20 protein-coding genes and 1 pseudogene are annotated in these 19,995 nt (G+C 72.0%); 13 read left to right on the top strand and 8 right to left on the bottom strand.

The window, feature by feature from the left end; all coding sequences use genetic code 11:
* Positions 1-23 precede the first annotated feature (23 nt).
* Entirely contained in the window at positions 24-680 is a 657-nt protein-coding gene (locus ADK52_RS14755) for a phosphatase PAP2 family protein (protein ID WP_053690247.1), read from the top strand.
* Positions 681-764: 84 nt separating this feature from the next.
* Here ADK52_RS14755 and ADK52_RS14760 read toward each other — a convergent pair whose 3' ends face one another.
* Positions 765-1,703, bottom strand: a complete 939-nt coding sequence (locus ADK52_RS14760) for a M48 family metalloprotease (protein WP_053690248.1) — start codon at positions 1,701-1,703, stop codon at positions 765-767.
* On the bottom strand, positions 1,700-2,071 hold the full coding sequence (locus tag ADK52_RS14765) for a BlaI/MecI/CopY family transcriptional regulator (RefSeq protein ID WP_053690249.1): 372 nt from the start codon (positions 2,069-2,071) through the stop codon (positions 1,700-1,702). Before ADK52_RS14765 ends, ADK52_RS14760 begins: the two co-directional genes overlap by 4 nt.
* Before the next feature lie 152 nt (positions 2,072-2,223).
* Here ADK52_RS14765 and ADK52_RS14770 point away from each other — a divergent pair, with 152 nt between their 5' ends.
* The gene (locus ADK52_RS14770) at positions 2,224-2,886 is read left to right on the top strand and encodes a DedA family protein (protein WP_053690250.1); all 663 of its coding nucleotides are present in this window, start codon (positions 2,224-2,226) and stop codon (positions 2,884-2,886) included.
* A gap of 45 nt (positions 2,887-2,931) precedes the next feature.
* Here the strand turns inward: ADK52_RS14770 and ADK52_RS44790 are convergent, their stop codons facing one another.
* The 4 genes from ADK52_RS44790 to ADK52_RS14790 all read right to left on the bottom strand — a co-directional run bounded on the left by ADK52_RS44790 (position 2,932) and on the right by ADK52_RS14790 (position 7,860).
* On the bottom strand, positions 2,932-4,437 hold the full coding sequence (locus tag ADK52_RS44790; protein ID WP_053690251.1) for an ABC transporter ATP-binding protein: 1,506 nt from the start codon (positions 4,435-4,437) through the stop codon (positions 2,932-2,934).
* Positions 4,434-5,303, bottom strand: a complete 870-nt coding sequence (locus ADK52_RS14780; RefSeq protein WP_053690252.1) for an ABC transporter permease — start codon at positions 5,301-5,303, stop codon at positions 4,434-4,436. Before ADK52_RS14780 ends, ADK52_RS44790 begins: the two co-directional genes overlap by 4 nt.
* Entirely contained in the window at positions 5,300-6,190 is an 891-nt protein-coding gene (locus tag ADK52_RS14785) for an ABC transporter permease (RefSeq protein ID WP_107090071.1), read from the bottom strand. The genes ADK52_RS14780 and ADK52_RS14785 overlap by 4 nt, the downstream gene beginning before the upstream one ends.
* 110 nt (positions 6,191-6,300) lie before the next feature.
* Positions 6,301-7,860 carry an ABC transporter substrate-binding protein gene (locus ADK52_RS14790; RefSeq protein ID WP_053690254.1) on the bottom strand — a complete coding sequence of 520 codons (1,560 nt, stop codon included), beginning with the start codon at positions 7,858-7,860 and terminating at the stop codon, positions 6,301-6,303.
* Between the two features lie 312 nt (positions 7,861-8,172).
* Between ADK52_RS14790 and ADK52_RS14795 the strand changes: the two genes are divergently transcribed.
* From ADK52_RS14795 to ADK52_RS14825, 7 genes are all read left to right on the top strand, one after another.
* Positions 8,173-9,168 (top strand): TauD/TfdA family dioxygenase, encoded by a 996-nt coding sequence (locus ADK52_RS14795; RefSeq protein ID WP_053690255.1) that lies wholly within the window; start codon positions 8,173-8,175, stop codon positions 9,166-9,168.
* 31 nt (positions 9,169-9,199) lie between these two features.
* Positions 9,200-10,225 (top strand): ornithine cyclodeaminase, encoded by a 1,026-nt coding sequence (locus tag ADK52_RS14800; protein ID WP_078988329.1) that lies wholly within the window; start codon positions 9,200-9,202, stop codon positions 10,223-10,225.
* A gap of 56 nt (positions 10,226-10,281) precedes the next feature.
* Positions 10,282-11,631 carry an amino acid decarboxylase gene (locus ADK52_RS14805; protein ID WP_078988330.1) on the top strand — a complete coding sequence of 450 codons (1,350 nt, stop codon included), beginning with the start codon at positions 10,282-10,284 and terminating at the stop codon, positions 11,629-11,631.
* A gap of 67 nt (positions 11,632-11,698) precedes the next feature.
* The gene (locus tag ADK52_RS14810; RefSeq protein ID WP_053690257.1) at positions 11,699-12,727 is read left to right on the top strand and encodes a cysteine synthase family protein; all 1,029 of its coding nucleotides are present in this window, start codon (positions 11,699-11,701) and stop codon (positions 12,725-12,727) included.
* 3 nt (positions 12,728-12,730) lie between these two features.
* Positions 12,731-14,152 (top strand): MATE family efflux transporter, encoded by a 1,422-nt coding sequence (locus ADK52_RS14815; protein ID WP_053690258.1) that lies wholly within the window; start codon positions 12,731-12,733, stop codon positions 14,150-14,152.
* A 118-nt stretch (positions 14,153-14,270) separates the two neighbouring features.
* A complete protein-coding gene (locus ADK52_RS14820) occupies positions 14,271-14,873 on the top strand; it encodes a hypothetical protein (protein ID WP_053690259.1) in 603 nt (200 codons plus the stop codon).
* Between the two features lie 125 nt (positions 14,874-14,998).
* A complete protein-coding gene (locus tag ADK52_RS14825) occupies positions 14,999-15,988 on the top strand; it encodes a phospholipase (protein WP_053690260.1) in 990 nt (329 codons plus the stop codon).
* Positions 15,989-16,064: 76 nt separating this feature from the next.
* Here ADK52_RS14825 and ADK52_RS14830 read toward each other — a convergent pair whose 3' ends face one another.
* Both ADK52_RS14830 and ADK52_RS45050 read right to left on the bottom strand, forming a co-directional pair.
* Positions 16,065-16,628 (bottom strand): winged helix-turn-helix domain-containing protein, encoded by a 564-nt coding sequence (locus ADK52_RS14830; RefSeq protein ID WP_053690268.1) that lies wholly within the window; start codon positions 16,626-16,628, stop codon positions 16,065-16,067.
* A 223-nt stretch (positions 16,629-16,851) separates the two neighbouring features.
* The gene (locus ADK52_RS45050; protein ID WP_420714871.1) at positions 16,852-17,073 is read right to left on the bottom strand and encodes a putative leader peptide; all 222 of its coding nucleotides are present in this window, start codon (positions 17,071-17,073) and stop codon (positions 16,852-16,854) included.
* A gap of 341 nt (positions 17,074-17,414) precedes the next feature.
* Between ADK52_RS45050 and ADK52_RS14835 the strand changes: the two genes are divergently transcribed.
* The 4 genes and pseudogenes from ADK52_RS14835 to ADK52_RS14845 form a co-directional block, all read left to right on the top strand.
* A complete protein-coding gene (locus ADK52_RS14835) occupies positions 17,415-18,617 on the top strand; it encodes an acyl-CoA dehydrogenase family protein (protein ID WP_053690261.1) in 1,203 nt (400 codons plus the stop codon).
* Between the two features lie 126 nt (positions 18,618-18,743).
* Complete coding sequence (locus tag ADK52_RS14840; RefSeq protein WP_053690262.1) at positions 18,744-19,202, top strand: RrF2 family transcriptional regulator; 459 nt, start codon at positions 18,744-18,746, stop codon at positions 19,200-19,202.
* A 136-nt stretch (positions 19,203-19,338) separates the two neighbouring features.
* A complete protein-coding gene (locus ADK52_RS45055; RefSeq protein WP_420714873.1) occupies positions 19,339-19,437 on the top strand; it encodes a putative leader peptide in 99 nt (32 codons plus the stop codon).
* Positions 19,438-19,692: 255 nt separating this feature from the next.
* Positions 19,693-19,995 (top strand): annotated as a pseudogene (locus ADK52_RS14845) (sulfate ABC transporter substrate-binding protein); the annotation flags it as partial.

The following is a 19,995-nucleotide window of genomic DNA, read 5'->3' on the forward strand; positions in this document are numbered from 1 at the left end:
ATGCGTCCGCTGCCGGCCTCCACGTGACCCGCGCCCGACTCGCACACCGAGCCGGCTGGCTGGCCCTGACCGCCGGCGTGCTCTTCGCCCTGCTGGCGCTGTGGGTCGTACGCACCCCGGATCATCTGCTGCCCGCCGATGCGGCCCTGCACCGCTGGTCCGTGGAGCACCGCCCGGCCGTCCCCTCGGCCCTCGCCCGCATCGTCACGTACACCGGCACCGGGTTCATCCCGTACGCCCTGCTCGTACTGGCGGGCCTCTACGCCGGCCGCACCGTCCGGCGAGGGGCCGTCACGGCCGCCGCACTGCTCCTGTGCCTCGGTGCGGGCCAGGCCCTGCGCTACGCGGTCATGACGCTGATCGCCCGCCCCCGCCCCGTGGTGGCGGACTGGGCGACCCAGGCCTCGGGCTGGTCCTTCCCCTCGGGCCATGCGAGCACCGGCGCGATGACCGCCGGGCTCCTGATCGCCGCCCTGTTCCTGCGCGGTTCCAGGGTGCCCCGGGCAGCGGCCACGGTGATCGCCGTGTGGGGCGCGGCGGTCGGCCTCACCCGCGTCTACCTCGGAGTCCACTGGTTCACCGACGTCCTCGGGGGCTGGCTCTTCGCCACCGCCTGGCTCTCCCTCCTCGCCTTCGCGTACCTCTCGCGCACCGGCGACCGGCCCACGGCCGGCGACTGAGGCCGGACGCAAGGGAGGGGCTCCGGCGAGCACGATCCGGCGGCGGGAACTGCGGTCCGATCGGACCTCGGGGCCGGTAGGACTTCAGTCGGAGGGGTGTTCCCCCTGGGCGATTTCGACCCCTCGGTGCAGCCAGACCGCCCCGGCCAGGGAGGAAGCGCCGGCCGTGCCGCACAGCAGGGCCATGGCCAGCACCGCGGGGGCGAACCGCCGGGCGGGCGCCTGGGCGAGCAAGGCCTTCACACGGGCGGGGACGGGTCCGGTGACCGCGCCCGCCGCGAGCACCGACCCCTCGGACCGCCTGCGGCCACGGGTGCCGGCCAGCGCCGCGCGGCCCACGGCCTGCGCGGCCAGCAACCGGTCGCCGGTGGCGCGGGCGGCGGCCTCGTCCGCGGCGCGTTCGGCGGCGAACGACACCTGGGGTACGACCGCGGCCAGCGCCGGGTGACACCATCCGGCGAGCTGGGCGGCGGCGAGGAAGAGGTGGTGGCGCGAGGCGAGGTGCGCGCGCTCGTGGGCCAGGAGCACCTCGCGCTCGCGAGCGTCCAGGGAGCGCAGCATGCCGCTGGTCACCACGACCCGGCCCGCGCCCGTCAGCCCGGGCAGGGCGTACGCGTCCGGGCGCGAGTCGTCCAGTACGCACACTCCTCCCACGTGCGGAAGGTGGGCGACATCGCCGTGGGCACTGCGCAGGCGCTTCACCTCGGACCATCCGTGCCGCACCACGGTGACACCGGTGACCGCGACAACCCCGGCGGACAGCGCGGACGTCCCGAGGGCCAGCGGCGCCGGCCCGGCCTGGAGCGGCTGGACCAGGTGTACGAGGGCGGCCAGGGGCGGGATCGCCAGCGCGAGCGGCAGCAGCAGGACGCCCAGGCACGCCACGACCCCGACGGCGAGCGCCGCGGAGGCGGTGGTGATCGTCCACAGCGCGACGTCGGGCCTCACCCGGGCCGCCACGCGCCGGGCGAGCGCCGGCAGGGCCCAGGGCAGCAGGAGGGGGACGAGCAGCAGGGCGATCACTGACCGCCTCCCTCCAGCAGACGCCTGAGCTCCGCCTCGTCGTCGGGGCCGAGCCCTTCGACGAACCGCGCCAGGACGACACTGCGGTCGCCGTCCTGGTCGAGCTCACGGTGCATCCGGCGGGCGGTGAGGCCGTGCGCGTCCTCCACCGGGAAGTACAGGAAGCCCCGCCCGCCCGGGTGCCGGTCGATGACGCCCTTCTCCTGCAGCCGGGCGAGCAGCGTCGCCACCGTGGTCCGGGCCAGCGGCTGCGGTATCGCCTCGCGCACCTGAGCCGCGGACTGCGGTTTCCCCGCCGCCCACAATGCCGCCAGAACGCTGGACTCCAGCTCGCCCGCCGGCCGGCGTTCGCTCGCGCTGTCGGCCATGGAACCTTCCCCTCGGAGAGATCGCCTACAGTGAGGTAGACGGACTACTGTCGTGTAGACAAGGAGGTCGGACGGCACCCGTGCGGTCCGGCGGCCCCTTGCCCGCGGCGGTGAGACCCGCCCCGACCACCATTATCGATGGGACCGTGCCGATGCCCCTGACACAGCTCGCCGCAGCGCCGCCGGTGCACCTCGCCGTGAACCTGCTCGACGCCCAATCCCTCCTCGCCACGTTCGGGACGATCGGCATCGCGGTCGTCCTGTTCGCCGAGACGGGCCTGCTCGTCGGCTTCTTCCTGCCCGGGGACTCGCTGCTGTTCACGGCCGGGCTGCTGTGCGCGGGCTCGGCGGCCTCCCCCGGGCACCTGTCGCTGCCGTGGGTGCTCCTCGCTTCCGCGGGCGGCGCCCTCGCCGGCGCGCAGACCGGCTATCTGCTGGGCCGCAAGGCCGGGCCCGCGTTCCTGACCCGGACGAAGTCCCGCAAGATCGGCGAAGGCGCCGCCCGGGCGGCGGAGATCCTCGAACGCTACGGGTACGCGAAGGCCATCGTCCTGGCCCGCTTCCTGCCCATCGTACGGACGGTACTGAACCCGCTCGCCGGGGTCCTGAACGTACCGGCCCGCACCTTCGCCCTCTGGCAGGTCCTGGGTGGTCTGCTGTGGACCATCGGCCTGGTCCTGGCCGGATACGCGCTCGGCGCCTCCGTGCCCAACGTCGACCGCTACCTGCTGCCGATCATCGCGGTCATCGTCGCCGTGTCGCTGATCCCGGTCGCCCTGGAGGTACTGCGCTCCCGTCGCGCCGCCCGCACCTGACGGCCGATCGGCGAGCCCGCGCGGGGCGACCCGCGTCGAGCGCTCTCAGCAGCCGGGTACCAGCTCGGCCGTGGGGCCGCTGGCCGTGAGCCGGCCCGCGTCCAGGAGGTGGACCGTGTCGGTGTAGGCGGCGATCAGGTGGAGTTCGTGGGACACCATCACCATGGTCAGGCCGCGTTCCGTGCGCAGTCGGGCCAGGAGCTCCATGACCGTGAGCGCGGTCTCGGGGTCGAGGGCGGAGGTGATCTCGTCGCAGAGCAGGTAGGCGGGATCGGTCGCGAGGGCGCGGGCGATGGAGACGCGCTGGCGCTGGCCGCCCGACAGTTCACCGGGATGGCGGCCTGCGAAGTCCGCCGGGAGTTCCACCTGCCGCAGGAGCTCGCCGACCCTGCCCGCGATCCGTGGCCGCGGCACCCGGCCGTGCAGGCGCAGGGGCCTGGCGAGTGCGGCGCCGACGGTGCGGGAGGGGTTCAGGGCGTCGAGGGGGTTCTGCGGAACGAGTTGGATCCTGCGGTGATCCTCGCGCCGGCGCTTGCGGACGGTGAGGGCCAACGGGCCGCCGTCCAGGCGGAGGCTGCCGGAATCCGCGCGGTGGAGTCCCGCCAGGACCCGGAGCAGGGTGGTCTTGCCCGAGCCGGAGGGTCCGACGATGCCGGTGGCGGTACCGGGCGCGGCGCTGAAGTCGACCGCGTCGAGGGCCTGGTGGCGGCCGCCGCGGTGGGCGAAGGCGACGCTGACGCCCTCGGCGAGCAGCCCCTCCCCGTCCGGCTTGGATGCCTGTGCGGTGGGAACGGCCTCGTGGCGGCCCGGGGGCTGCCGGGGCGGCAGGTGCGCCGGCCGCGGCACGGTGAGGTGGACGACCTGATCGGCACAGGCCTCGACGAGTTCGGGATCGTGGCAGGCCATGATGACCGCCAGTCCCCGGGTGGTGGCCAGGTCGCGGAGCAGTTCGGCGATCTCGTCGCGCAGGGCGGAGTCGAGTCCGGCGGTGGGTTCGTCCAGCAGGAGGATCTCGGGGGTGCGGGCCAGGGCCCGGGCGAGGGCCACGCGGCGCTGCTGGCCGCCGGATATCGCGGTGGGGCGCCGGTCGGGGAGGCCGTCGTCGACCGGGAGGCGGCACTCGCGCAGGAGGGCGAGTACGGCCGACTCGCTCTGATCGGTGGCGGTCTCGGCGACGATGTGGCGGATCTTCATCCGGGGGTTGAGGGCGGAGCCGGGGTCCTGGCCTACGTAGGCGACGCGGGTGCGGCGCAGCAGACGCAGTTCCTCGGGGCCGAGGCGGCCGGGGTCGTGACCCAGGACGTCGAGGGTGCCGGAGGTGATGGCCGCCCCGTCCGGGAGGTGGCCGATCAGTGCGCGCAGCAGCGTGGTCTTGCCGGAGCCGGAGGGGCCGGTGAGCGCGGTGATCCGGCCGGCGCGGACGGTGAGCGAGGCCGGGTGCAGCAGTACCGGGCCTTCGGGGACGCGGATTTCGAGACCGGTGGCCGAGGCCACGGCGGTGGCCGGGACCGGGTTGGACCGGTGGGCCGTTGCGGGTGCGGTGTCGCTCACGGGGTGGTCACCGCCTTGAGTGCGGAGCGGGAGGCGAGGGAGGCCGAGGCCAGGTTGAAGCTGATCGCCAGAACGGCGATGGCCAGGCTGGGGGCGAGTACGGACCAGGGGTTGAGGAGGATGCCGGGGGCGTTCTCACGGATCATCAGGGCCCAGTCCGCGGCCGGTGGTTGCGGGCCGATCTGGAGGAAACCCGCCATGGAGATGACGTAGACGGCTTCGACGAAGCGGAGCCCGAACAGGGCGAGGACGGTGGACCGCAGGTTCGGCAGCAGTTCGCGCAGGGCGATGTGGACGGTCCCCTCGCCCCGGGCGGTCGCGGCTTCGACGTAGCCGGCCGACGCCAGCGGGGCGGCCGCGGAGGCGACGATGCGGATGGCGTACGGGGTGCCGAGGACGATGGCTGCGGCGATGACGGCCCAGCGTCCGCCGCCGGGCCAGGCCAGGGCGATCAGCATGATCCCGAGTACCGGCGGGAGCAGGATGAACACGTCGGCGGTCCGCTCGATGGCGCGGCCGAGCCCGGGGCGCAGGGCGGCGGCGCAGCCGGCCACGGTGGCGAGGACGGTGACGACGACGGCGATCAGGAGTGCGCCCGCGATCAGTGCGGTGCCGCCGTGGAGCAGCCGGCTCAGTACGTCGCGCCCCAGCTGGTCCCCGCCGAGCGGGGCGCCGTCCCCGGCGGCGGCGTACGGCGCGGTGACGGGCTTGTCCATGGGGTGTGCGGCGAGCCACGGCCCGGTCAGGGCGAGGATGACGAGGAGCAGGCCGGGTGCGACGCGCAGCAGGACCCCGGAGCGGCGCCGGCCCCGTACGGGCGTCGCGCGGGAGGCCGTGTCGGGAAGGGCTGTCTCGGCGGCGCTCACGGGCGTCCTCCCAGGGTACGGGCGCGCAGCAGGTCCGCGGCCAGCAGGACGAGGCTGATGGCGCCGCCCGCGCAGGCGACCACCCCGGCGATGAGCGGGGTGTCGCGGCTGCTGACCGCGGCGGCCATGACCGAGCCGATGCCCGGGTAGTTGAAGAGGGTCTCCACGACGACGGCGCCGCCGAGCAGCATGCCGGTGGACGTGGCGATGCCGGTGGCGATGGCCGGGACCGCGCCGGGCAGGGCATGACGCAGCACGATCCGGCGTACGGGCAGGCCGTCGAGGCGGGCGGCTTCGACGTGCGGAGTGCGGGCCTGGTCGGCGAGGGCGCCGCGGACGATCCGGGTGTTCCAGCCGGTCTGCGGGATGACCAGGGCGAGGACCGGCATGACCAGCATCGTCCAGTCGGCGAGGGAGCCGTCGGCGCCGGTGAGCGTGACGGCCGGCAGCCAGCCCGTCCAGAGGGACAGGACGAGCAGCAGTCCGACGGAGACGACGAACTCCGGTACGGCGAAGGCCGCGGTGGAGGTGTGGCCGATGATCCGGTCGGCGAGGCCGCCGGGGCGGGAAGCGGCCCAGCAGCCCAGCGCGAGGGAGGCGACGACGGTCAGCACGAAGGCGGTGCCGCCGAGTACGAGGGTGTTGGGGAGGGGGTCGGCGAGGAGGTCGGTGACCTTCTGGCCGCGGGCGCTGGTGCCGAGGTCTCCGGTGGGCAGCGCGGTCATCCAGTCCGCGAAGCGTTCCCAGACCGGTCGGTCGAGGCCGAGCAGGTGGCGGCGGGCCTCGACGTCGGCCGCGCTGTCCCCGCGTTCCGAGCTGGCGCTGGCGGCGTCGCCGGGAAGCAGTTCGACCGCGGCGAACACCGCGGCGAGCAGGATGACGAGCATGAGGGCCCGGCGGGCCACGGTGGCGGCCAGGCGCAGGAGGATGCGGCGCGACGCGGTGGCCGCCCCCGTCGTGACGGGGGCGGCCACCGCGGGCTCCCGGGCCGTGCGGCTCAAGCCAGCCACGCGTTCTCGAGCTGGACGCGGCCGTAACCGGGCAGCGTGGGCAGGCCCTTGACCTTGGCGGCGGCGAGATCGATGCCGTCGGCCATCCCCCACAGCAGGTAGCCGGAGCGCTCGTGCTCGATCTGCTGGAGCTCCTTGAGGGCGGCAGCACGCTCCTTCTCGTCCACGGTGGCGAGGACCTTGCGGTAAGCGGCGTCGAAGCCCGGGTCGTTCCAGCCCGCCTCGTTCTGACCGGCCTCGCCGACCATCGTCTTCGAGGCGAAGAAGACCACCGAGTCGTTGGTGCCCCAGTAGGTGGTGTAGAAGTCTCCGGTCTTCCAGGTCTTGTCCCAGAAGGCGCCCGATTCCTGCTTGACGACCTCGACCTTGATGCCGGCCTCACGGGCCTGGTTGGCGAACAGGGTCGCGGACTCGGCGAGTCCGGAGATGTCCTCGGTGGTCACCAGAGAATAGGTCTTGGACAGGTCGAAGTTCGCCTCGGCGAGCAGCTTCTTGGCCTTCTCCAGGTCCCGCTTGCGCTGGGGGATGTCCTTGGCGAAGGCGGGGTCGCCGGTGCCCAGGATGTCGTTGGCGACGGTGCCGTAGCCGGAGAGGACCTGCTTGACCATCGCGTCGCGGTCGACGACCAGGCGCATGGCCTCGCGGACACGCGGGTCGGCGAAGGGGCTGCCGGCGGCGGTGCGCATGACGATGGGCATCGCCATGTCGTTGGGACGGCGCAGGACCTGGATGTCCTTGCGGGTCCCGGCGGTACGGGCCGCGACGGCACCGGCGTTGGAGGCGACGTCGATCTGCCCGGCGAGGAGGGCGTTGGCCATGGCCTGCGGGGTCTCGAACATGGTGATCTCGATGGCGTCGAGGTGCACAGTGCCGCCGTACCACTTGTCGTTCCTGACGAGGCGGGCGTTGCCGCCCCGGTACCAGTCGAGCTTGAACGGGCCGGTGCCGGGGGCCTTGTCGAGGGCGTTGTCGGGGGTGTCCTTCTTCATGACGAAGGTGGTGAGCCGCGTCAGAAGGGGGAAGTCGGCGTTGGCGTAGTCCGAGACGATGACGACGGTGTCGGTGCCCTCGGCGTTGATACTCTCCGCACCCTTGACCCCCGGCAGGCGGGCAGCGCCCGAGGGGGTGTTGCGCAGGCGGCGCAGCGACCAGACGACGTCCTCGGCGGTGACCGGCGTCCCGTCGTGGAAGGCGGCGCCCTGGGCGATCTTGAACTTCCAGGTCTTCAGGTCGGCCGAGGGTTCCCAGGAAGCGGCCAGGCGGGGAACGGTGTTGGACTTGGACCCGGGCATGGCCAGGGTGTCGAAGACCAGCGCGATGACCAGGTAGTCGCTCTCGTTGGCCTGGGTGCCGTGCGGGTCACGGGTGATCGCTCCGGCGCGGCCCAGCGCCCCGATGCGCAGCGTGCCGCCGCTTTTCGGCTTTCCGTCCCCGGCGGCAGCCTTGTCGGCGGCGGTGTCGCCGTTTCCCGAAGAGCAGGCGGCGAGCAGTGCTGCCGCGCCCATCGCTCCGCCGGCCCACAGCACTTGGCGCCTGTTGAAGTCCACTTACGTCCTCGATCCACGAAGCAACGGGAAGATGCTTAGGGTTGCCTATCCTAATGACAACCATTACCGCAAGTCGTCGGCCCGGATGAGATGCATGTCCGAATATCGCCCCAGCGTGACTTGTCAGTAAGGTTTGCCTTACCTCAGTTTGATGTTACGGTTCGGTTCGTCCGCCGGTTCCGCAGACCCATGCAGGACTCCAACAGACCGTCGATTCCTGCCCGTTGCGCACTTCCGCCGCCCCGAACCGCCGGAGTCCGTACCTCAGAACCGGGGATCCCCCTGCCATCCGACGAAACGGATCTCTTCGCCATGAGCACGGCTGCCGCACCCGTCCGCCAGCTCGACACCCACACCGTGGGTGAACTCCGCCAGGCGGCCGAGAAAATCCTCGCCGAGTTCGGTACCTCCGCCACAAGTCCCCAGCTCCTGGCCCGCGTTGCCGAGCAGGCCGCAAACCTGAGCCAGACGCTGCGCGAGCACTGCCGACCCGTCGACACCGCGGACGGCCTGTTCATCCTGCGCGGCCTGGAGGTGGACGACCAGGCCATCGGCGCCACGCCGTCCAGCTGGGCCACGGCCGGAGACAGCGGCGCGCTCTACGACATCGCCCTGCTGCTCCTGTCCACCGTGATGGGCAACCCCATCGCCTGGGAGGGCCAGCAGAACGGGCGCTTCGTACACAACATCGTGCCCGCGGCCGGCCACGAAACCGAGCAGACCGGCGCCAGCAGCGCGGTGCTTCTCAGCCCGCACACCGAGGACGCCTTCCACCCCGGCCGCGCCCACCTCCTGATGCTCGGCTGCATGCGCAACCACGACAACATCGCCACCACCGCGGCCAGCATCCGCAAGACCCGCCTCGCCGACGAGGACATCGACCTCCTCACCCGGCCGGCCCTGCCGATCCTCCCCGACGACGCCTACGAGGAAGCCCAGGGCTACGCCGACGAGGCTCCGCCCGCGGTACCCGCGCTCTTCGCCGCCGAAGACGGCATGACCATGCGCTTCGACCCCGCCTACACCCCGCTCGACGAGGCCGACGAGGCCTACCGCGGCGCGTACGGGCGCCTCTCGGACGAACTGGCCCGTGTCTCGGTCGCCGTCAGCCTCAGCCCCGGCGACATCCTCATCGTCGACAACGACCTCGTCGTCCACGGCCGGGTGCCCTTCCAGGCCCGCTACGACGGCACCGACCGCTGGCTCAAGCGCGCCTCCATCCGCGTCCCCGGCCGTCGCACCCGCCCCGAGGCCGAAGCCGGCGAACACGGCTACGGCCAGAGCGCCCTCGAAGCGCACGCGAGCTGACCACCCGCCCCGCACCCGGAGGAAGACCCCCATGACCGACACCTCGGCCGCCCCCGCCAACCCCGCCATATCCGGCGACGACAAGCACCTGCGCATCCTGTCCACCACCGACCTCGCCGGGATCGACATATCCCTGGCCGACGTGGTGGCCACGGTGGAGGGCGCCTACCGCACCCTCCAGGCCGGCCAGTCCGACAACCCCCGGAAACTGACCGTCAAGCCGCAGGACGGGCACTCCGTCTCCTACGCGATGCTCGGCCGCGACGGCTCCCGCGAGGTCGTCGCGATCAAGACCTCCTACAAGCACGGCCTCGACAAGGGGCGCGAGGAGCAGCACTACTACACGTCCCTGACGCTGTACGACGACGTCACCGGCCTGCCCGTCGCGATGATGGACTGCTCCCGCATCGGCTCCCTGCGCACCCCGGCCGTCTCGGCCCTGCTCGCCCGCGAACTGGCCGCTCCCGGTGCCCGCACCGCCCTGGTCATCGGTACCGGCACCCAGGGCCGGCTCGCACTGCCGTTCCTCCTGACCACCCTGCCGGACCTGGACCGGCTCCTGCTGTCCGGTACGCACCCCGAGGGCATCGCCGCGGTCCGCGAGCAGCTGCGGACCCACTTCCCCGACCGGGACGTGGAGATCGTCACCGACCTGCGGGCCGCCGCCGCGGACGCCGACGTCATCGTCGCCACCGCCGGCGGGCACACCCCGGCCGCCGTGGAGGCCTCGTGTCTGAGGCCCGGCGCCCTGTCGATCCTGGTCGGCCACGGCCTGGCTCCGTCCACCCTGCACGAGGCCGACCGCGTCATCGCCACCAGCGAGGCGCAGATGAACGTCACCGGCACGGACATGGCCGATGCCGAGGGCAAACTCCCCGCCGTCGACGCCGAGTTCCCGCCCGTCCTCGCGGGTGTGAGCGCCGGGCGCACCGGAGCCGAGGAGCGGATCTTCGCCTACAACAGCGGCCTCGTCGTCACCGACATCGCCCTCGGCCACCGCTTCGCCCAGCTCGCCCTCGCGCAGGGCCTGGGCACCGAGGTCCCGCTGTGGCAGTGAACAGCCGTCCCCTGCCCACTCTTGCGGTCCTCCCCGATACCGCCGCCGAGCAGGTCATGGCTTCCGGGCTGCTGCCCGAGCTGGCGTACGCGTTCGGCGGCCCGTTCCACTTCCTGCTCCCGGACGCCTTCGACGCCAATCTCCGGACCATGCGGGAAGCACTCACCGCGGCCGGGGTCGACGGCTTCGTGTACTTCGCGAAGAAGGCCAACAAGGCCGCGCTCTTCGTCGAACGCGCCGCGGCAGGCGGAGCCGGCGTGGACGTCGCCTCCGCCGCCGAACTCCGCGAGGCCCTCGGCCACGGCGTACGGGGCGAACACCTCGTCGTCACCGGCCCCGCCAAGGACCGGACCCTGCTGTACCTGGCGGTGCAGCACGGCGCGCTGATCGCCGTGGACTCCCTCGACGAACTCGACGTCCTCGTCACCATCGCCCTGACCGGCGGCATCCGGCCCGCCCGGATCCTGCTGCGCGTTCTGCCGCCCGCCCAGCCGAACAGCCGCTTCGGGCTCACCGACGCCGAACTCGCCGCGGCCCTGGACCGGTGCGTCCGGGCCGGGGACGTTGTCCGGATGGAAGGGTTCAGCTTCCACCTGTCGGGCTACGCCCTCCAGCCGCGGGCCGATCTCGCCGCCCGCCTCGTCGAGTTGTGCCTCAAGGCCCGCGTCCAGGGGCTGGAGGCCTCGCGGATCAGCATCGGCGGCGGCCTGCCCATCAGCTACACCGACGCGGACAGCTGGCACACGTTCCTCGCCGAGCACGAGAACGGCCACTACCACGCGGGCAAGAACTTCCACACCGGGGACTTCTACCCGTACCACTCCCCCCTGGCCGGCGCCGACGCCCTGGCCGCACTGCTCGCCACCCGGCCCGAAGGCCACGAGCACTCACTGGCCCGGCTCCTGCGGGACGCGGGCGTGCTGTTGCTGCTGGAGCCGGGACGGGCACTGCTCCACCAGGCAGGGGCGACGGTCTTCACGGTCCAGGGCGTCAAGGAGCGTGCCGGATACCGGATCCTGACCGTGGACGGGACGAGCCTGAGCCTGTCCGAGCAGTGGTTCAACAGCGAGTACCTGCCCGACCCGATCCTGATCCCCCAGGACGGCGACAGCTACGACAGCACCGACGGCTCCGGCAGCCCCGGCAGCCCCGGCAGCCCCGAGGGCGTCTTCCCCGCATGCGTCGGGGCGGCCACCTGCCTGGAATCGGACATGCTCACCTGGCGGAAGATTCCTTTCTCCCGCCGCCCCCGTACCGGTGACCTGCTCGTCTACCCGAACACGGCCGGCTACCAGATGGACTCCAACGAATCCCCCTTCCACGACCTGGCCCTGCCGCCCAAGGTCGTCGTCGACCACACCGACGGGCCGCGCCCCCGCTGGCGCCTCGACCGCCACTTCAGCTGACGCACCGCGCCCCCGCGCATCCCACCGCCTGCCGCCTGCCGCCTCCCACACCCTTCTGGAGTTACCGATGCCCGGAGCCCTTCAGCGCCCCGCCGTGGTCTCCCGCGTGTCCGATCTCATCGGCTACACCCCTCTGCTGGAACTGGCCTCCACCGAGACCGGCAGTCGCCTGCTGCTGAAGCTGGAGATGTTCAACCCCACGGGCACGGCCAAGATCCGTATGGCCCGAGCCATGATCGACGCCGCCGAACAGGCCGGTGAGCTGCGGCCCGGCGGCCGGATCATCGAGTCCACGTCCGGAAACACCGGCCTCGGGCTGTCCGTCATCGCCGCGGAGCGCGGCTACACCTTCACCGCCGTCGTCGACAACCACGCCTGCGCGGACAAGCTGCGCGGCATGAAGGCCCTGGGTACCGAACTGGTCTACGTCGTCGACGACGGCGCCGAGGAGCTCGCCACCGCCGCCCGCGAGGAGCTCGCCGAGGACATGGCCCGCGGTCAGGACAACACCGTCTTCACCGAACAGCACAACAACCCCGCGAACGGCGTCGGCTACTTCCCCGTCGCGCACGAACTCCACGAGGCCCTCGGCGGCACGATCGACGTACTCATCGGCGCCGTGGGCACCGGCGGAGCCCTCTGCGGCACGAGCCGGGAACTGAACAAGCTCATGTCCGGCTTCACGGTCATAGGCGTCGAGCCCAAGGGCTCCATCGCCTTCGGCGGCCCCGCCCACGACTACTACCAGTCCGGCACCGGAACCCCCGAAGGCGCCGAGATCGGCGCCCTCGTCGACTTCGACCTCATCGACGAAGGCGTCAAGGTCGGCGACGTCGAGGCGTTCGCCACCTGCCGCGCGGTCGCCCGTACCGGTCTCCTCATCGGCGGCTCGGCGGGCGGAGTGGTCTACGAGGCCCTGACCCGGCTGGCCTCCCTGCCGCCGGGCACGACTATGGTCGCCCTCGTCAACGACGGCGGCGAGAAGTACATGGACACCGTCTTCAACGACGAGTGGATGCAGGACCGCGATCTCCTCGACGCCGAGGCCGAGCGGGAAATCGACGAGCTACTCACCAAACTCCGCAGGAACCGGTAGACCATGCTGAAAACTCTCCTCCGCGACAGCCGCGCACTCGGCGTCCTCGCGGTGCCGCTGATCCTCACCCAGCTCGCTCAGGTGGCCCTGACCACCACCGACACGGTGATGATGGGCCTCATCGGTACCCGCGAACTCGCCTCCGGCGGCCTGGCCATCGTCATCTTCAACCAGCTCCGCACCATGGGCGTCGGCCTGGTCACGTCCGTCGGCAACCAGATAGCCGCCGCCGCGGCCCGCGCCGAGCGGGCCGCCGACGAGAGCGACGGCGAGAGCGACGGCGGATCCGCAGGAGAGAGAGCGCACGACGAGGTCCGCTCCATAGTCCGGGCGAGCCTGGCCGTCGCCACGCTCGCCGGACTCGCCGGCGCCGTCCTGATGGTCCTCATCGGCCAGGCCCTCACCTGGCTCGGCCAGGACCCGGACGTCGTCGACCTGACCCAGACCATGCTCTTCGCCCTCGCCCCCGGCCTGCTCCCCTGCCTGTGGTTCCAGGCCGTGCGCCAGTTCACCGTCGGCATGCGCCGCCCCCAGGCCCTCCTGCAGATCACCATCGCCTCCATCGCGGTCAACGCGGGCCTGAACTGGATCCTGATCCACGGCACGTTCGGCCTGCCGCGCCTGGGCCTCACGGGCGTCGGCATCGCCACGTCCAGCGTGTACCTGCTGTCGTTCCTCGCCCTCTACCTCTCCGCGAAGAGGGACGAGGAACTGGCACCGCTCCTGACCCTGGACATCACCAAGGCCGACGCGACCACCGTCAAGCGCCTCGTCGGGCTCGGCGTCCCCATCGCCGCCACCTACGGCTCCGAGGCCGGCTTCTTCTCCATCACCGCCCTGATGGCGGGCTCCTTCGGCCCGGACGCGCTGGCCGCGCACACCGCCGTCAACCAGCTCGTCTACATCGTCTTCCAGGTCGCCGTCGGCCTCTCCCACGCCGCGTCGATCAACGTCAGCCGCGAGCTCGCCCTCGGCAACCACGACGATGCCCGCCGCCTCAAGAACACCGCCCTGGCCTGCGCCGCCGCCGTGATGGCCGTCGTCGGACTGCTCTACCTCACCATCCCCCAGCTGATCCTGGCGCCCTTCCTGGACTCCGGCTCCGACCAGGCCCTGTCCATCGCCACCCAGCTCCTGGTCGTCACCGCCTTCCTCCAGTTCTTCGACTGCGCCCAGAACATCGGCGTCGGACTCCTGCGCGGCCTCGACGACACCAAGGGCGGCTTCCGCATCACGCTCATCGGCTACTGGGCCGTCGGACTCCCCGCTTCCTGGCTCCTCGCCTACGCCCTGCACCTCGACACCCTCGGTATCTGGCTCGGCCTCCTCACCGGCCTCGCCACCACCGCGCTCCTCCTCCTGCGCCGGTACTCCCGGTCACTGACCCGCCACGAGCAGGCGCACACCGCCCCCGCCGTCGCGTAGTCGCCCGCCGTGTGACCTCCGCGAGCGATCCTGTCCCGGGACCGGCCTGCCGGCAGGCCGGTCCCACGCGCACAATGAACTCGGAGACCGAGACAGTCCGGCAGGAGGCTCACGGCAAGTGAAGAACCCAGAACCGGAAGAGGCGGGCCGACGTCAGGGATGGGCGAACGAGCTGATCGCTCGGCTTGACGCCGCGGACCACCTTGAGCAGACCTTGTTCACCGCGGTCCACGACCATCCGGACCTCGCGGCCGAAACCGACCACCGGCGGGCCAACGCCCTGCACGCCGCCGCCATGGGCCTGGGCCCCGCGGGATGCGCGGCCGCAGCCGGGATCACGGAATCCCTCCTCGCCAGCTGGCGGAAGGACGACCCCGCCTTCGACACCGCCGTCACCGCGGCCACCGCCATGGCCGGCGCCCGCCACGTCGCGCGGCAAGGACAGATCAACGCGTTCGGCCTCCGCCTCCTGTTGCAGTCCATCGCCCAAGGCGTCCGCCTCGGCACGGCCGCCGCCGCGGTCGGCCTGAGGCGCGATCAACTCACACGGATGCGTCGGAGCAACCCGGCCATCGACAGCCTGCTCGACGCGGCGATCCTGAAGGGGCGCACCCGGCACCCCGTTGCGCACACGAGTCGACGCCCCCGGCGCACGTACGCGTACCGCCTGGTGACGCGCACCGAACCGGGCACGGACGGCACCTCTCCCGAAGCGCTCTGACCGCGGCGCGTTCGCGCGCGGCGGACCGGAACACGATTTCATTCATCATGCATTTATCGTGCGTCAACATATGACGGGTGAGATCAATTGTCCGATTCAGGACAGTGATACGAAGGAGCCTCTTCTTGACCACCCACCTCACGCGCGGCGCCGGCTCACGGCTGTTATCGGCGCTGGTCACGGCCCTGTGCGCGATCATCGGCACCACCGCGCTCGGTACGGCCCCGGCGGCAGCGGCCGATCAGCGGCACCCCATCTACGCCATCGCGCACCGCGTCGACACCCTGGGCGGCGTGGACGCCGCGCTCAAGCACGGCGCCAACAGCATCGAGATAGACGTCTGCGCCTGGTGGAACCCGAACGAATGGCGGGCCTATCACGACTGTTCCTCGGCCGGTGACAACCGGCTGGGCCCCAGCTTCGACAGCATGATCGACCGCATCCTGTCCCACGCCGGCGCAGGGCGCCGGCTGAGCATGGTCTGGCTGGACATCAAGGACCCGAACTACTGCGGCGAGCAGGAGAACCGCGGGTGCAGCGTCGCCGGACTGCGCGACAAGGCACAGCGGCTGACCGCGGCCGGGATCCAGGTGCTCTACGGGTTCTACGAGTACCACGGCGGCAGCACCCCGGACGTCGGCGGCCGGGGCTGGAAGAGCCTGGAGGGCAGGCTCGGCAGCCTGGAGGGCATCACGACGACCGGAACCCGCGATCAGGTCCGAGGCGCCTTCAACCGGTCCGGTTCCGGGTTCCCGGCCGGGCGCCGGGTGATGGACTACGGCGACAGCGACATCACCAAGGGGTTCGGCAACTGCACGGAGGCCACCTACAACACGTGCGCGGAACTGAAGAAGGGCTCCGGGGACCGTGACGCGGGACAGCTCGCGGCCACACTGTCCTGGACCACCACGTACAACGATCCGTGGTACGTCGACAAACTGCTGGGCGACGGGCGCGTGGACGGGATCATCGCGGGCTACGGGGCCTTCACCGGAGTGCGCGAGTACGACGACAGCTGGCAGTGCGCCAACGCCGTCAACCTCGTCCGCGACTGGGTGAACCGCCACGGCGGCACCCATCGCATGGCCGTCCCCGGCGACCGCCTGTTCCGGTAGCAGCGGGGCTGCGCCCGGGGCGCCCGGGGCCGGTACGGGGAAGCGGGTTTCCCCGTACCGGCCCCGGGCCCGGGGGCTACTGGTGGTCGGGAACGTACTTGTAGCCCACGCGGCGTACGGTCGAGATGCGGCCCCGGTAGGCGGGTCCGAGCTTGCGGCGGAGCCGGGCCACGTGGACATCGACCGTACGGCCGTCACCGATGTGCCCGTACCCCCAGATGCCCGAGATGAGGGCATCACGCGTGTGAACCGTGTACGGGTGGCTCACGAGATGGTCCAGGAGGTCGAACTCCAGGTAGGTGAGATCCAGTTCGCGCCCGTCGACCTCGACCAGCCGACGGGCCCGGTCCACCCGGATCGCGTCGTCGAGCCGGACGGACTCGGGACGCGGGGCCGGCTCCGACCCGGGAACCCGGGGCAACCCGATCCCGAGGGGATGGATCTCCGGACGTATGCCGTGCGCTTGCATCAGCGCCACCGGGTCGACGTTCGCCGGCAGGAACACGAGGTATCCGACGCGCCCGCCATCGGTCCCGCCGGCCGGGACACCGGGCGGACGGTCACCGACCAGCTGGAGACGGGGGGCCGGGGAACGGCGGACGGCGGGTGCAGGTGCGGACGCGGGAATTGCGGTGGTCACGATGAGCCCCTTCGGCTGCGCGGAATGAGGTACGGAGGCCGGGTGTTCGGGCACGGCAGGGCGCGGCGTCTCCGCGACGGAGTCGACCGGGAGGGTCGGCGCGTCGCGCGCCGGACCGACCCGCACGCTCCGAAGGGCCGGGGTCACGAACAGCGCGACGCACAGAGAGAAGCGCGAGCCGGATCACCGGCGCGCATCGGGGAGATGCCCTGACGAAGAGGCCCTAGACGGGTCGGCAGACGGCGCTGGCCACGCGACGGAGGTCAACGTGCCTGCGGCGTACGAGCAACGGCTGCGACGGGGACATGGTCACATCGTGGGGTGCGCGGCGGACACGCGTCAATACTTCCCTACTGATTGCATAGGAAATGGCCGGATGAAGGGGCCGAGCGGGGGCCGGCCGGGGCCGAACTCCCCCGACTGCACGCACTCCCTGACAGGGCATCCGGCCGTGTTCCGACCAACCGGCCGCTGACCTGCATCGTCTTTCATCCCGAGATCGGACTGTCCATCATTCGGTCACACCCTTGCCGCGAGGATCGCTACGGGCGAGTATTCCTATCAATCCGATGGGAAAAGTGGGATTCGCCGCCCTGCCCGGTCGCGACCGGCTCGCACGCCCACGGCCTTCCACCCCGCGTGCGCTTCCCCCACCGCCCGGCAAGCGGCCGACGCCACCCAACAACGTTCCGGAGTAGCCGACATGACCACCGCCAGCCCCGATGGCACCGCTGTCCGCCCAGCCCCCGCGCCACACGGCGGCACCGGGGCCTGCCGGTGACGCCCATGGGTACGACACCCAGCCCCGCCGGCGACCGATCCGCGGACGCGCGGCAGCGCGCGCTCCTGCGTACCGCCCGCGATGTGGCGGACGACCTCGCCGCGGACGCCATCGCCCGCGACCAGGCCGGCAAACCCCCGACCGACGAGACGGCCCGGCTGCGCGAGGCCGGCCTGCCGGCGGCCCTCACCCCGCCCGGCCCCGGCCGCGGGGCGGACTGGCGCACCGGATGCGCCGTCATCCGGGAGATCGCCGCGGCGGACAGCTCTGTCGGCGACCTGCTCGCCCGGCACTATGTCCACGCCTGGAGCGGACGCTTCTACGCGGATCACGAGTACGCCACCGCCCTGGAGGAGGAGTCGGTGCGCGAGCAATGGCTGTGGACCGGGGCGGTCCGCACCCCCGCACCCGGCGACGACAGCGAGGGACCGGACCTGACCTTGAGGCCGCGCACCGCCGGCTACCTGCTGAACGGACGCCGGTCCGTGGACACGGCGGTGGCCGCGGCCGACCAGATCGTGGTGGACGCCGTATGCGCCGCGACCGGCGACGTACTGGTCGTCCGCATCCCACCCGGCGCGCGGGGCGTGAGCGTCGAACCCGCCCACGATCGTCTCGGGCAGCGGGTCGCCGGCGCGGGCCAGGTCGTCCTGGACCGGGTCACCATCACGCCCGACCAGGTGCTGGGCCGCCGGCCGCACGACGAGGAGTCGACCCCACCCGTCACCGCGCTCGCGGAACCGGCGCTCCGGCTCGCCCTGTGCCACGTCGGACTCGGCATCGCCGAGGGCGCCCTCACCGAAGCACGCGACCTCAGCCGGGGCGGCCGCGCACACCGGCTGCCCGGTGAGGACCCGGACCTCTTCCTGACCTACGGGGAACTCGCCTCTGCCGCCCAGACGGCCACCGCCGTGGTCGACCGGGCGACGGAGGTCATGGCGCGGGCCCTCGCCACGGGCGCGCACCTCGATGCCGAGGTACCGGCGGGCGTCGCCGCCCTGGTCGCCACGGCCGAGGCCGTGATGTCGAAGGCCGCCCTGCACATCACCGCCCGGGTACTGGAACTCGCCGACGCCCCCGGCCTGGACCGGTTCTGGCGCAACGCCCGGGTCCTCACGGCCCACCGCCCGGTCGCGCACCGCCTGCGCTCCATCGGCGAGCACTACCTCAACGGCTCCCACCGCGCGGTGGCGGCGGCCTTCCACTGACGCGGGGCACCACGGAGGCCGCGGATCCGCGGCCCGGACCCCCGGCTGCCGGGCACGCGAACCCGCCCGGCAGCCCGCGGCCACCCATGGCGGACGCCGGTCGGATCCATGCCGGATAATGGCCTTATGCGGATCTCAGCCAGGGCGGACTACGCGGTACGTGCCGCACTGCAGCTTGCCGCGGCACAGGATGACGGCCCGGTGAAGGCCGAAGCCATCGCCGACGCCCAGGACATCCCGCACAAGTTCCTCGAGGGCATCCTGAACGACATGCGCCGCGGCGGTCTCGTGCTCAGCCAGCGCGGCGGCAACGGCGGCTACCGGCTGGCCAAGCCCGCCCGGTCCATCAGCATCGCGGACGTCATCCGCGTCGTGGACGGACCGCTCGTCTCGGTGCGCGGGGTCCGCCCACCGGACCTGTCCTACACCGGCCCCGCCCAGTCGCTGCTCCCCCTGTGGATCGCGCTGCGGGCCAACGTGCGCGAGATCCTCGACGGCGTGAGCCTCGCCGACGTCGCGTCCTCCGATCTGCCCTCCGGTGTATCGGCGCTGGCCGATACACCCGGGTCCTGGACCAATCCCTGACCCCTGCCCCACCTGCGCTTTCTCGCATTGCGAGATATCGGCGTCCACCATGCGGTCAACCTCTTGGGGCTGGTGTCCGGCTCTGCCAATATGCCTACCAACCAGGTAGGAAAACTAGGGATCAAGTGAGGTCGCCGTGCGAACACTGCACCACGCAGGCCGGACGCTGCCTCTGATCTCCCGCCGACACATCGACCTGGGGCGTACGTCCAGCGCCATCTGTCAGCCCGGCTGACACCCTCGCCGGGCCGGCTCCGCGCGTCGTCGCGCGCCTCTCGGCGCCGTCCCACTCCGCTCTCCGTCGGCGGGCAGGCCCCTCGGCCGGCCTCACCGACCGCGTACCTCCAGACGCGGGCGTCCGACGTACGGGCTCGACGACCGTCCCCGGGGCATCCGACACCCACCCGTTCGAGTGCTGCGTGTGCCGATGGCTTCGCGTCGCCCATCTCTCCGTACCTCCCTGAACACCATCCCGTGAAAGGACACCTCCGTGTCTGCCGCAAGACCGCTCACCACCCTGCGCGCCATCGCCGTCACAGCGGCGCTCCCCCTGCTGCTCACCGCCTGCGGCTACGGTTCCGAGGCGAAGAAGGACGACGACAAGGCCAACGCCGCGGCCACCGGCGACAAGAAGCTCTCCGCGTCCGAGGTCCGCATCGGGTACTTCCCGAACCTGACGCACGCCACCGCGCTGGTCGGCATCCAGGAAGGCCTGATCGCCAAGGAGCTCGGCGCCACCGCGATCAAGCCGCAGACCTTCAACGCCGGCCCGTCCGAGATCGAGGCGCTCAAC

Source organism: Streptomyces sp. WM6372 (assembly GCF_001279655.1).
Lineage (GTDB): Bacteria > Actinomycetota > Actinomycetes > Streptomycetales > Streptomycetaceae > Streptomyces.